This is a genomic window from Pseudomonas fluorescens, assembly GCF_001623525.1.
In the GTDB taxonomy this organism is placed as follows: Bacteria; Pseudomonadota; Gammaproteobacteria; order Pseudomonadales; family Pseudomonadaceae; genus Aquipseudomonas; species Aquipseudomonas fluorescens_Q.
The window spans coordinates 1,493,229-1,506,056 of record NZ_CP015225.1; the positions used below are offsets into that span (position 1 = coordinate 1,493,229).

At 62.4% G+C, this 12,828-nt stretch carries 8 protein-coding genes; 1 reads left to right on the forward strand and 7 read right to left on the reverse strand.

The features are described from left to right. Nucleotides 1-276: 276 nt before the first annotated feature. On the forward strand, nucleotides 277-1,056 hold the full coding sequence (locus TK06_RS06445; RefSeq protein WP_063321341.1) for a TSUP family transporter: 780 nt from the start codon (nucleotides 277-279) through the stop codon (nucleotides 1,054-1,056). Here the strand turns inward: TK06_RS06445 and nudC are convergent. The 7 genes from nudC to tpx all read right to left on the reverse strand — a co-directional run bounded on the left by nudC (nucleotide 1,024) and on the right by tpx (nucleotide 12,821). Further along, nucleotides 1,024-1,854, reverse strand: coding sequence for an NAD(+) diphosphatase (gene nudC / locus TK06_RS06450; RefSeq protein WP_063321342.1), 831 nt, complete (start codon nucleotides 1,852-1,854; stop codon nucleotides 1,024-1,026). The genes TK06_RS06445 and nudC overlap by 33 nt on opposite strands. A 6-nt stretch (nucleotides 1,855-1,860) precedes the next feature. Continuing rightward, nucleotides 1,861-2,673, reverse strand: coding sequence for a crotonase/enoyl-CoA hydratase family protein (locus TK06_RS06455; protein WP_063321343.1), 813 nt, complete (start codon nucleotides 2,671-2,673; stop codon nucleotides 1,861-1,863). A 294-nt stretch (nucleotides 2,674-2,967) separates the two neighbouring features. Next, nucleotides 2,968-4,443 carry an efflux transporter outer membrane subunit gene (locus TK06_RS06460; RefSeq protein WP_063321344.1) on the reverse strand — a complete coding sequence of 492 codons (1,476 nt, stop codon included), beginning with the start codon at nucleotides 4,441-4,443 and terminating at the stop codon, nucleotides 2,968-2,970. Next, nucleotides 4,440-7,544: an efflux RND transporter permease subunit gene (locus TK06_RS06465; RefSeq protein ID WP_063321345.1), complete on the reverse strand. Its 3,105-nt coding sequence runs from the start codon at nucleotides 7,542-7,544 to the stop codon at nucleotides 4,440-4,442. Before TK06_RS06465 ends, TK06_RS06460 begins: the two co-directional genes overlap by 4 nt. A 190-nt stretch (nucleotides 7,545-7,734) precedes the next feature. Then, complete coding sequence (locus TK06_RS06470) at nucleotides 7,735-10,830, reverse strand: MdtB/MuxB family multidrug efflux RND transporter permease subunit (RefSeq protein ID WP_063321346.1); 3,096 nt, start codon at nucleotides 10,828-10,830, stop codon at nucleotides 7,735-7,737. After that, the gene (locus TK06_RS06475) at nucleotides 10,827-12,143 is read right to left on the reverse strand and encodes an MdtA/MuxA family multidrug efflux RND transporter periplasmic adaptor subunit (protein ID WP_063321347.1); all 1,317 of its coding nucleotides are present in this window, start codon (nucleotides 12,141-12,143) and stop codon (nucleotides 10,827-10,829) included. Before TK06_RS06475 ends, TK06_RS06470 begins: the two co-directional genes overlap by 4 nt. Nucleotides 12,144-12,320: 177 nt before the next feature. Next, a complete protein-coding gene (gene tpx, locus TK06_RS06480) occupies nucleotides 12,321-12,821 on the reverse strand; it encodes a thiol peroxidase (protein WP_063321348.1) in 501 nt (166 codons plus the stop codon). Nucleotides 12,822-12,828 lie beyond the last annotated feature (7 nt).

The window sequence follows — 12,828 nt, forward strand, 5'->3', positions numbered from 1 at the left end:
TCGATGGGCGCAATTATGTACTCATTTGCCTAGGCTGGCAACCCCTTGATTTCAAAAAAAAATCGTCCAGCGGTCTCGGTGTGCCAGGCAGATATCAGAAGCCTTTTGGGACGGCTGCGCAGCCCTGGGTGGGCAAGCTCCCTCGCCACGGGCGATTTGCGGGGTTGTGAGGTCTACGGTGCACCGCCCAACCGGCTGTCGCAGCCCTGCACCATTATGGGTAACATACCGCCCTTCCCCGCAGCCCTTCTGCGACCTGCTAAATAAGCCTATTCCATGCCTTTTGAACTCAGCGTTGACCTCTCTACCCTCGCTATTCTTGCTGTTGTCGCATTCATTGCCGGTTTCATCGATGCCATTGCCGGTGGCGGTGGGTTGCTGACCACGCCAGCCCTGCTGACGGCAGGCTTGCCGCCTCATCTGGTCCTGGGGACCAACAAACTCAGTTCGACCTTCGGCTCGGCGACGGCCAGCTTCACCTTCTACAAGCGCAAGCTGTTCCACCCAAGGCAGTGGACTCATGCCCTCGTCGGCACTCTGGTCGGGGCCCTGACCGGCGCCATCGTCGCCCATTACTTGCCCGCCGAGTGGCTGAACAAGATGCTGCCGGTGATCGTCTTCGCCTGCGGCCTGTATCTGTTGTTCGGCGGCACGCCCAAGGCACCGCTGGACAGCGATGCACCGATCAAGAAGACATGGCAGTCGCCCCAGGGCTTCAGCCTGGGTTTCTATGACGGTGTGGCCGGGCCGGGTACGGGGGCGTTCTGGACTGTGAGCAGCCTGCTGCTCTACCCCATCGACCTGGTCAAGGCCAGTGGCGTGGCCCGTAGCATGAACTTCGTCAGCAACATCGCGGCACTGTCGGTGTTCATCTTTTCCGGGCAAGTGGATTGGGTCATCGGCCTGAGCATGGGCCTGTCGGTGATGATCGGCGCGTTCTTCGGCGCTCGCACCGCCATCAGCGGCGGTGCGAAGTTCATCCGACCGGTGTTCATCACCGTGGTGCTGGGCTTGACCGTGCGCCTAGCCTGGCAGCACTGGTTCAGCGTGGCCTAAGCGCCGCGCCACATACAGATCGATCAGGTAGCGGGCGATGGAGCGCGAGGCCGGCAATGGTGGCAAGTCATGGACGTTGAACCACTGGGCGTCCTCGATTTCATCTTCCTGGGGCACAATGTCGCCACCAGCATATTCAGCGTGGAAACCGAGCATCATCGAATGGGGGAACGGCCAGCACTGGCTGCCCATGTACTGGATGTTCTTCACCTCGATACTGACTTCCTCGCGAACCTCGCGCACCAGGCAATCCTCGGCCGATTCGCCAGGCTCGGCAAACCCCGCCAGGGTGCTGTAGACGCCCGGGACGAAACGCGGCGAACGGGCCAGCAGGACTTCATCGCCGCGAGTAATCAACACGATCATGCTCGGTGATATCCGCGGATAGTGCCGCAGCTCACAGGCATCGCAATACATGGCTCGTTCCAACGGAATCTGACCCATGCGCTTGCCGCAACTGCCACAGAAACGATGTTCGCGGGCCCAGGTGCCGATCTGCGCGGCATAGCCCAACACTTTGTACAGCGTGTGGTCATCCTCGAGCATGAACGCCCGCAGGCCTTTCCAGTTACAGCCTGGGATGTCCAGCGAGCTGTGCAATTCCAGCAGGTAGACCGGCTCGCCATCCAGGTGACCGATGCCGTGCTCGGCGAGGACCGACAGGTCTTGGCGCTTGAGCCATTCGCGGGGAAACAGCGCGCCGTTGTCATCGAACAGAAAGCCCTCAGGGCTGCGGGCGACGGCCCAGCCGCCAGCAAGAGCGGTATCGAGTACTGCGGTGGTCCAGCGTGAAATCATGGTCAATCAATCCTGAAAATCAGGTTTCTGTTTGCTCATATGGGCGGCCATGGCCACGCGCAGGTCGGTCGATTGCAACATGGCGGCGTTCCAGGTGGCGACGTATTCCAAGCCGTCGTCGATGCGGTGGTCGCGCATGTAGCTGATCATTTCCTTGGTGCCGGTCACGGCAATCGGCGACTTGACGGCGATTTCCCGGGCGATGCCCATCACACCGTCGAGCAGGCTGGCGGTGTCACTGTAGACACGATTGACCAGGCCGATGCTGCGCGCTTCGTCGGCTCCGAAGGTGCGCCCCGTATAAGCGAGTTCACGCAGCATGCCGTCCCCGATGATCCGGGGCAAGCGTTGCAGTGTGCCAACATCGGCGGCCATGCCGATATCGATCTCCTTGATGGAGAACTGGGCGTCCTCGGCCGCGTAACGCATGTCGCAGGCGGCAATCAGGTCGATGGCCCCGCCCAGGCAGTAGCCCTGGATCGCGGCGAGCACGGGTTTGCGGCAGTTGTCCACGGCGTTGAACGAGGCTTGCAGTTGCAGGATCTTGCGCCGCAGCAGGCGTGCATTGCGCCCTACGTCCTTGCCCAATTCGTTGGCCACGCCCGCCAGCATCATCAGGTCTATCCCCGAGGAGAAATGCTTGCCGGCGCCGCTCAGCACCACCACCCGTGCGGCATCGGTGTCGTCGATCCATTGGAAGATCTCGATGATCTCGCTCCAGAACGCGGCGTTCATCGAGTTGATCTTTTCCGGGCGATTGATCTGCACATGGGCAATGTTGTCTACAAGTTCGACGTTGAACGCTTGGTATTGCGACATGGCAGTGATCCTTTACCGGCTGAAAAGAGGCTTGAACTATAACAAGCCAGCGCGACAGGACGTAGGCAGTGCATCGGCCAAAAGCGGGACTGCTCGCCTTTCATGAAGATCGACCCGTGGCGAGGGAGCTTGCTCCCGCTGGGGCGCGCAGCGGCCCTAGAACCCGGCGACACGGTGGATCAGGTTGATTGAGTGAGCATGAGAGGGGCTGCTGCGCAGCCCAGCGGGAGCAAGCTCCCTCGCCACAAAAGCATCCCGGTTCTTAATACCGTGCAGCGTTACCGGCTCGACGGATTACTCATCCGTCTCTAGCTGCCCATCCCAACCACCCCCCAATGCCGCAATCAACTGCACGCTGGCGATCAACCGGCTCTGTTGCAGGCTCAGCACGCTGCGTTCGTTGCTCAGGGCGGTAGCCTGGACGGTCACCACATCGAGGTAGGCAATCAACCCGGCCCTGTACTGGTTCTGCGTCAAGCGCAGGGATTCGCGGGCGGCGTCGAGGGCTTCCTGGCGCACGCGGGCTTCGTCTTCCAGCACTTTGAGCTGGATCATGTAATTTTCCACCTCGCGCAAGCCGTCGAGCACGGTCTGGCGATAGGTGGCGACGGTCTGATCGTAGGCCGCGACAGTACGGTCGACCTCTGCCGAACGCTGGCCGCCATCGAACAGCGTCATCGCCAGTTGTGGCCCTACCGACCAGAACCGGTTCGGCACGCTCACCCAGTTGTCGTAGGTACTGCTGCTGTAGCCGCCACTGAGGCTCAGGGTCAGGTCCGGGTAATACGCGGCCTTGGCGACCCCGATGTTGGCGTTGGCGGCCATCACCGAACGTTCCGCCGAGGCGATATCCGGCCGGCGTTCGAGCAGTTGCGACGGCAGGGCCACCGGGATCTGCGGCAGCGACGGAATGTCCTGGGTCTCGGCCAGGTTGAACTCGGCCGGCGGCAGGCCGACCAGTACGGCAATGGCGTTTTCAAACTGGGCCCGTTGCCAGATCAGGTCGATCAGGTCGCCCTGGGTGGTCTTGAGCTGGTTTTGCGCCTGAGCCACCGCGTCCTTGCCGGACACCCCGGCGCGGTACTGGTTTTCGGTCATTTTCAGGGAGCGCTGATAGTTGTCGACGGTGGTCTGCAACAGGCGCTTCTGTTCATCGATCACCCGCAACTGCAGGTAGTTCTGTACCAGTTCCGATTGCTGGCTCAGGCGCATCGCCGTCAGGTCGGCAAAACTGGCTTGGGCGCTTGCCTCGTCGGCTTCCAGGGTGCGGCGCAACTTGCCCCATACGTCCGCCTCCCAACTGACGCCGGCCTGGGCGCTATAGGTGTCGCGAATGCCGCTGGACGAACTGCTCAGGCTCGAACTGCTGCTACCCGTGCCCTGACTGGAGCGGGTCTTGCCGACGGTCAGGTCCACGGTGGGGAAAAATGCGCCACGGGCGTTGCGCACCAGCGCCCGGGCCTGCCGGTATTGGGCGTCGGCCTGGGCCACGGTCTGGTTGGACGCATTGAGCTGGTCTACCAGAGCATTGAGTTGCACATCGCCATACAGCTCCCACCAGGCGCCCCTGGCCATCGCATCGCTGGGGTTGGCCTGGCGCCAACCCTGGGCCTCCTTGTATTGCACCGGCTCGGCAGCCTGGGGACGTTGATAATCCGGGCCGACGGCGCAGGCACTGAGCATCGCCACGCACAGCACCAGGCTCAGCACCCGCGAACCACGGGCGGTGGCCAGCGTTGCGGCAAGATTGAAAGGCGAACGGTCGGTCATAGCGGAGTTTCCAGGGCAGCATCAGTGCGCACACCGCGCCAGCGATTGAAGCGATGGCGCAGCTTGTCGAGATAAAGGTAAACCACCGGGGTGGTGTAGAGCGTCAGTACCTGGCTGAACACCAACCCACCGATGATGGTCAGGCCCAATGGCTGGCGCATTTCCGAGCCTTCGGCGGCGCCGAGCAACAGAGGCAAGGCACCCAGGATCGCCGCCAGCGTGGTCATCAAGATCGGCCGCAACCGCAGCAGGCAAGCGCTGCGGATCGACTCCAGTGGCGTCTGCCCGGCACGTTCGAGTTGCAGCGCCAGATCGATCATCAGGATGGCGTTTTTCTTCACCACGCCGATCAGCAGGAACAGCCCCAACAGCGAGATCAGGCTGAACTCGCCACCCAGCGCGTAGATCGACAGTAACGCGCCGACCCCGGCCGATGGCAACGTAGACAGGATGGTCAACGGATGGATGTAGCTTTCATAGAGCACACCCAACACCAGGTACACCGCCAGCAACGCCCCGAGGATCATGAACGGTTGGCTTTTCTGGGTGGCGGCGAACGCATCGGCGGTGCCGGCCATTTTCACGATGACATCCTCGGGCAACCCGAGCTTGGCAAGTGCCCGTTCGATGGCCGCGGTGCCCTGCTCCACCGTGACACCTTCGGCCATGTCGAAGGAGATGCCCTCGGACGCGAACTGACCTTCATGGCTGACCCGATCGTCCTCCAGGCTGTTCTCGTAGTGGGCAATGGCCGACAGCGGTACGCGCGCGCCATCGGCGGTGATCACCTGGACCTGCTCGAGGGTACTCGGATCCTGGGCATACTTGGGATTGACCTCCATCACTACCTGGTACTGGTTGAGGCTGTCGTAGATGGTCGAGATCTGCCGCTGGCTGTAGGCGTTGTTGAGCACCGCGGTGACCATGTCCATGTCGATGCCCAGGCGCTTGGCCTGGTCGCGGTCCACCACCAGCGTCACCTGCTGCGCCCCGCCGCCGTCACGAGCGTCGATGGCGGTCAGCTCCGGCAAGGCCCTGAAGGCCGCCACGACCTTGGGGTACCACGCGCGCAGCGACGCCAGGTCGGCGCTTTGCAGGATGTAGGAATACTGCGAGGTGGTCTGCTCGCGACCGCCACCGAACTGCAGGTCCTGGTCGGCCATCAACATCAACTGAGCGCCGGGGACCTTGGGCATTTCTTTACGAAGGCGCTCGATGACCTTTTGTGCAGAAATATTACGCTCCTTGATCGGCTTGAGGCGCACCAGCATGAAGGCGTTGTTGGTGCCGTTGTTGCCACCGATGAAACCGGCGACGCTTTGCACCGCCTCGTCCTTGAGTACGGCGCGGCGGAAGATTTCCATCTTCGGCTGCATCACGTTGAACGACAGCCCGTCATCGCCACGCACGAAACCGATCAACTGGCCGGTGTCCTGCTGCGGCATGAAGGTTTTCGGCACCACCACATACAACGCGACGTTCACGCCAATGGTCACCAGCAGGCTCAACAAGGTCAGGCGCCGATGGCGCAGCACCCAGTCTAGGCTGGTGGCGTAACCACGGACCATCCGCTCATTGAGCCGCAGGCTCCAGCGCTGCAAGCGATTCTCCTGCCCCGGCACGTGAGGCTTGAGCCAGCGGGCGCAGAGCATCGGTGTGAGGGTCAGCGAGACCACCAGCGAGACCACGATGGACGCCGCCAGGGTGATGGAAAACTCACGGAACAGGCTCTCGATGATCCCGCCCATGAACAGGATCGACAGGAACACCGCCACCAGCGAGACGTTCATCGACAGCAAGGTGAAACCCACCTCTTCGGCCCCCCTGTATGCCGCCGTCATTGGGGGAACACCTTCGTCGATATGCCGGGAAATGTTCTCCAGCACCACGATGGCATCGTCCACCACCAACCCGGTCGCGAGGATCAACGCCATCAAGGACAGGTTGTTCAGGGAGAAACCGTACAGGTACATCACCGCAAACGTACCCACCAGCGACACCGGAACCGCCAGCGTCGGGATCAACGAGGCGCGGAAGTTGCCGAGGAACAGGAACACCACCAGCACCACCAGGGCCACGGCGATCAGCAAGGTCATTTCCGCTTCATGCAGGGTGGCCTTGATCACCGGCGAGCGGTCCATCGCCAGGTTCAGCTTGACGCTGGCCGGCAGCACGGCCTGTAACGCCGGCAGTTGCGCCTTGATTTCGTTGACCGTCTCGATGATGTTGGCCCCGGCCTGGCGGTTGATCACCAGCAACACGGCCGCATCGTTGTTGAAAAAACCGCTGTTGTAGCGATCCTCGACGCTGTCGGTGACTTTCGCCACGTCCTTGAGTCGCAGTACCGAGCCATCCTGATAACGGATGATCAGCGTTTCGTAGTCCTTGGCCTTCTCCAGTTGATCGTTGGCCTGGACCTGCCACATGCGCCGATCGTCCTCCACCGAGCCCTTGGGCCGGCGCACGTTGCTATCGGCAACGGCAGTGCGCACATCATCGAGGGCCACGCCGTACTGGTTGAGCAGATGCGGCTCGAGTTCGATGCGCACCGCCGGCAACGAGCTGCCGCCGATCTGTACCTCGCCGACGCCCGATACCTGGGACAGGCTCTGGGACAGGATGGTCGAAGCCAGGTCGTAGAGCTGGCCTTTTTTCAACACATCCGAGGTCAGCGACAGCACCATGATCGGCGCCTGGGACGGGTTGACCTTCTTATAGGTCGGCATACTGCGCATGCCGCTGGGCAACAGGTTGCGCGACGCATTGATGGCCGCCTGCACTTCCCGGGCGGCACCGTTGATGTCACGGTCCAGGTCGAATTGCAGAATGACGCGGGTAGAACCCTGGCTGGAACGGCTGCTCATGGTGTTGACCCCGGCGATGGCGCCGAAGGAACGCTCCAGGGGCGTAGCCACCGTCGAAGCCATCACCTCGGGGCTGGCCCCTGGCAAGTTGGCCTGGACCACGATCACCGGGAAATCCATCTGTGGCAGCGGTGAAACCGGCAACAGCCCGAAGCACACGCCGCCGAGCAACGTGATGGCGAAGCTCAGGAGCATGGTCGCGACGGGGCGGCGGATGAAGGGGCCGGAGAGATTCATGGGTGAGCGCTCCAGCCATCAGGCGTCATGCAGCACACACTTTTGTGGCAGGCACTTTTGTGGCAGGCACTTTTGTGGCGAGGGAGCTTGCTCCCGCTGGGCTGCGCAGCAGACCTTTTTGTGAGTGCTGCGCACTCAAGCGGGAGCAAGCTCCCTCGCCACAGGGTGTACGTCCGGCCCACGCTAAGCGTCATGCCCGCACCTCTTTCCCTTCTGGCTTGGCGAAGCGGCGTCCGAGGCGATCGAAATACAGGTAGATCACTGGCGTGGTGAACAACGTCAATACCTGGCTCACCAACAACCCACCCACCATCACCAAGCCCAGGGGTTGGCGCAGTTCAGCGCCGGAACCGGTGGCGAACATCAGAGGTATTGCGCCGAACAAGGCCGCCAGGGTGGTCATCAGGATCGGGCGGAAGCGCAGTAATGCAGCCTGATAGATCGCCGTCTGCGGGTCGACACCTTGGTTGCGTTCGGCGTCGAGGGCGAAGTCGATCATCATGATCGCGTTTTTCTTGACGATGCCGATCAGCAGGATGATGCCAATGATCGCGATCATGCCCAGGTCATTGCCGCTGAGGATCAAGGCCAGCAAGGCGCCGATGGCCGCCGAGGGCAAGGTGGAAAGGATGGTGATCGGGTGGATGTAGCTTTCGTACAACACGCCCAGCACTATATACATGGTCACCACCGCTGCCAGGATCAGCAGCAAGGTACTCGACAGCGACGCCTGAAATGCTTGGGCTGCGCCCTGGAACTCGGTCTGCACGCCCACCGGCATGCCGATGTCCCGCTGGACCTTTTCGATCACGTCCACCGCATGCCCCAGGGCCACGCCCGGCGCAAGGTTGAACGACATCATCACCGCCGGAAACTGGCCAATGTGGGCAATCGCCAGTTGCGCCTGGCGTTCTTCGACCCGAGCCAGGCTCGACAGCCGTACCTGCCCACCGTCGGTGGTCTTGACGTGAATCTGGTCCAGCGCCTGGGGCCCGATCCGTTCCCCGGCCTGGGCCTGCAACACCACCCGGTACTGGCTGGCCTGGGTGTAGATGGTGGAAATCTGCCGCTGGCCGAAGGCGTCATAGAGCGCATCGGTGATGTTCGACACGGAGACGCCCAGGCGTGAGGCGGCGTCGCGGTCGATCACCAGGAAGACCTGCAAACCCTTGTCCTGCAGGTCGCTGGCCACATCGGTCAGCTCCGCCTGTTGGGCCAGGGCTTCGACCAGGCGCCCGCTCCAGAGGCTGAGCAATTCGGCGTCCGGCGACGATAAGCTGAATTGGTACTGGGTCCGGCTGACCCGGTCTTCGATGGTCAGGTCCTGCACTGGCTGCATGAACAGGCGAATGCCCACCAGCCGATCCAATTGCGGCTGCAAGCGGGCAATGATCTCGGTGGCACTGTCATCCCGTTCACTGTGGGGCTTGAGGTTGATCAGCAGGCGACCGCTGTTGAGCGTGGCGTTGTCGCCGTCCACACCGATGTAGGATGACAGACTCTCCACCGCCGGGTCCGCCAGGATCACTTTCGCCAGTTGCTGCTGCCGCTCGCTCATGGCGGCAAAGGAGATCGATTGCGGTGCCTCGGAAATGCCTTGGATCACCCCGGTGTCCTGCACCGGAAAGAACCCCTTGGGCACGGCCAGGTACAGCACCACCGTCAGTACCAGGCTACCCACCGCCACCAGCAGGGTCAGCGGCTGGTGCCTGAGCACCCACTGCAATTTGCGCCCATAGGCGGCGATCAGCCAGTCGATCCAGGCGCCGCTGGCGCGGTAGAAGCGGCCCTGTTCCTCTTCCTTGGGCTCGCGCTTGAGCAAGCGGGCACACATCATCGGCGTCAGGGTCAGGGAGACCACCAGGGAAATCAGGATCGCCACCGCCAGGGTGATGGCGAACTCGCGAAACAAGCGTCCGACCACGTCGGCCATGAACAGCAGCGGGATCAACACGGCGATCAGCGACAGCGTCAGGGAAATCAGCGTGAAGCCGATCTGCTTCGCGCCCTTGAGCGCGGCCTGCAGCGGGCTGTCGCCCTCCTCGATGAAACGCGCGATGTTCTCCAGCATGACGATGGCATCGTCCACCACGAAACCGGTGGCGATGGTCAGGGCCATCAAGGTCAGGTTATTGACGGAAAAACCGGCCAGGTACATCACGCCGAAGGTGCCGATCAACGACAACGGCACGGCCACCGACGGAATGATCGTAGCGCTGACGCGACGCAGGAACAGGAAGGTCACCATGACCACCAAGGCGATGGCGATCAGTAATTCATGCTGCACGTCGGTGACCGAAGCTCGGATGGTCTGGGTGCGGTCGGTCAGAACGGTGACATCCAGGCCGGCCGGCAAGTTGTCGGTGATGCTCGGCAGCAGGGCCTTGATCCGGTCCACCACTTCGATGACGTTGGCCCCCGGCTGGCGCTGGATGTTCAGCAGCACGGCCTGGTTTTCATTGGCCCAGGCGGCAAGGCGTTCGTTTTCGGCACCGTCGACGATCTGTGCCACGTCCTTGAGCCGCAACGGCGCGCCATTGGCGTAGGCCAGGATCAGCTCGGCGTAGTCCTTGGGCGAGGTCAACTGGTCGTTGGCGTCGAGCATCGAGACCCGGGTCGGGCCATCGAAATTGCCCTTGGGCTGGTTGACGTTGGAGGCACCGATCAGCGTACGCACATCCGCCAGGTTCATGCCGTTGGCCGCCAGGGCCTCGGGGTTGACCTTGATCCGCACGGCCTGGCGTTGGCCGCCGGCGATGGTGACCATGCCGACGCCGCTGATCTGGGCGATTTTCTGCGCCATGCGGGTGTCCACCAAGTCGTTGAGCTTGGGCAGCAGCATGGTCTTGGAGGTGATCGCCAAGGTCAGCACCGGGGTGTCGGCCGGGTTGACCTTGTTGTACACCGGCGGTGCCGGCAGGTCCTTGGGCAGCAGGTTGGTGGCCGCGTTGATCGCCGCCTGCACCTGCTGCTCGGCGACGTCCATGTTGATGTCGAGGTTGAAGCGCAGGGTAATCACCGACGCACCACCGGAACTGGTGGAGGCCATCTGCGTCAGCCCCGGCATCTGCCCGAACTGGCGCTCCAGGGGCGCGGTCACCGCGCTGGTCATCACATCGGGACTGGCGCCCGGGTACAGGGTCATCACACGGATGGTCGGGTAATCGACCTGGGGCAAGGCCGACACCGGTAGCAGCCGATAGGCGATCAGGCCGGCCAGGATGATCGCCAGCATGCTCAGGGTGGTGGCGACCGGGCGAAGGATGAACAGCCGCGAGAGATTCATGCGCCGCCCTTTTTCGCCTTGTCGGCCGCAACTGGCTCTGCGGGCACCGCTGCGGACTTGCCCTGCAGGTGCTCGGTCGGCGTGGTGGGCACTTCCTGGCTGTCGCTGACCACTTCCACTTCACTGCCTTCCTTCAAGCGATCGGTGCCTTCGAGCACCACCCGGTCACCGGCGGCCAGGCCTTCGGTGACCACAGTATTCGCACCGTCGCTGGCGCCGATCTTCAGCTTTTTGATGGTGACCTTCTTGTCGCCCTCCAGGGCATAGACGAAGGTGCCATTGGTCCCGAACTGGATGGCCGCCGTCGGCGCCAGGGTCACGCCTTTGAGGGTGTCGGCCAGCAGGCGGACATTGACGAACTGGTTGGGAAACAGTGACTGGTCGCGGTTCTCGTAGCGGGCCTTGAACTTCAAGGTGCCAGTGGTGACATCGATCTGGTTGTCCAGGCTTTGCAGCACGCCGCTGGCCTGCAGCTTCACATCGCCCCGGTCCCAGGCCTCGACGGGCAGTTTCGCCCCGCTGCGATAACGGGCGAGCACCGTGTCGAGGTTGTTTTCCGGCAAGGTGAACACGACGCTGATGGGTTGGGTCTGGGTGATGACTGCCAGGGCCGTGGTGTCGTTGGCCGCCACCAGGTTGCCGATATCCAGTTGCCGCAAACCGACCCGCCCGGAGATGGGCGCACGGATCTTGGTGAATTCGAGGTTGAGCTTGGCGTCGTTGACCGCCGCCTGGTTGGTCTTGACCGTGCCCTGGTACTGGCCCACCAGCGCCGCGGCGGTGTCGAGGGTTTGCTTGGCAATGCTGTCTTCGGCGTACAGGCCGCGATAGCGCTCAAAGTCTACCTGGGCATTTTTCAGTTGGGCCTGGTTCTGCAACAGCGTGCCTTCGGCCTGGAGCAAGGCGTTCTGGTACGGGCGTGGGTCGATCTCTGCCAGCAAGTCCCCAGCCTTGACCATTTGTCCCTCTTCGAAGGCGATCTTGACCAGTTCGCCCCCCACGCGGCTACGCACATTGATGGTGTTGAGGGCCGTGACCGTGCCCAGCGCCTTGAAGTACAGAGGGAAATCCCCGGTCACCGCCGGCGCCACCCGTACCGGAATCGGCCCCGTCGCCCCACCGAACCCTGGCCGCATGCCACCCGAGCGCCCCATGTGCCCCGCCGCGGCCTTATCCCCTGCCCCAGGCTTCTGCGCCGAGCCACTGGGCCAGAACTTCCAGGTCAGCGCCGCGACGACCAATACGATGAACAGGCCGAACAGCCAGCGACGGGAATTGCGGGAAACAGAGGATTGCATGGAGTGATCAACCATTGGACGCGTGGACTTCTTTTACGGGAGGCTGAACGATAAGCACTGGCGGGTGTTTAGCAAAGCGCCTTTACCGGCAATTTACGTTGGGCTTACCTGGCACATAGTCAGCTAACGCCTTGAAGCACAAAAGAAAACGGCCTGGACAGGGCCAGGCCGTTAACAATTGTAATAAATACCTTATTTCAGAACGGCCAGCGCAGCGTCGTAGTTCGGCTCTTCACCGATTTCCTTGACCAGCTCGCTGTGCAGCACGGTGTCGTTTTCGTCCAGCACCACCACGGCACGGGCGGTCAGGCCTTTCAGTGGGCCATCGGCGATCGCCACGCCGTAGTCCTGGATGAACTCGGTACCGCGCAGGGTCGACAGGTTCTGGACATTTTCCAGGCCTTCGGCGCCGCAGAAACGCGCCTGGGCGAACGGCAGATCGGCGGAGATGCAGAGCACCACAGTGTTGGTCAGGCCGTTGGCCTGGGCATTGAACTTGCGCACGGAGGTGGCGCAGGTCGGCGTGTCGACACTTGGGAAAATGTTCAGCACTTTACGCTTGCCGGCGAAGTCCTTCAGGGAAACGTCCGACAGATTGCCGGCAACCAGGGAAAAGGCTGGCGCCTTGCTACCGGCTTGTGGCAACTGGCCGTTGACTTGGACCGGGTTGCCTTTGAGGGTGACTTGAGCCATGAACGGA

Excerpts from the sequence above, each read along its gene's own strand:
- TK06_RS06445 (WP_063321341.1), top strand. The coding sequence starts at position 277 with ATGCCTTTTGAACTCAGCGTTGACCTCTCTACCCTCGCTATTCTTGCT.
- TK06_RS06455 (WP_063321343.1), bottom strand. The coding sequence starts at position 2,673 with ATGTCGCAATACCAAGCGTTCAACGTCGAACTTGTAGACAACATTGCC.
- tpx (WP_063321348.1), bottom strand. The coding sequence starts at position 12,821 with ATGGCTCAAGTCACCCTCAAAGGCAACCCGGTCCAAGTCAACGGCCAG.
- TK06_RS06465 (WP_063321345.1), bottom strand. The coding sequence starts at position 7,544 with ATGAATCTCTCCGGCCCCTTCATCCGCCGCCCCGTCGCGACCATGCTC.
- nudC (WP_063321342.1), bottom strand. The coding sequence starts at position 1,854 with ATGATTTCACGCTGGACCACCGCAGTACTCGATACCGCTCTTGCTGGC.
- TK06_RS06460 (WP_063321344.1), bottom strand. The coding sequence starts at position 4,443 with ATGACCGACCGTTCGCCTTTCAATCTTGCCGCAACGCTGGCCACCGCC.
- TK06_RS06475 (WP_063321347.1), bottom strand. The coding sequence starts at position 12,143 with ATGGTTGATCACTCCATGCAATCCTCTGTTTCCCGCAATTCCCGTCGC.
- TK06_RS06470 (WP_063321346.1), bottom strand. The coding sequence starts at position 10,830 with ATGAATCTCTCGCGGCTGTTCATCCTTCGCCCGGTCGCCACCACCCTG.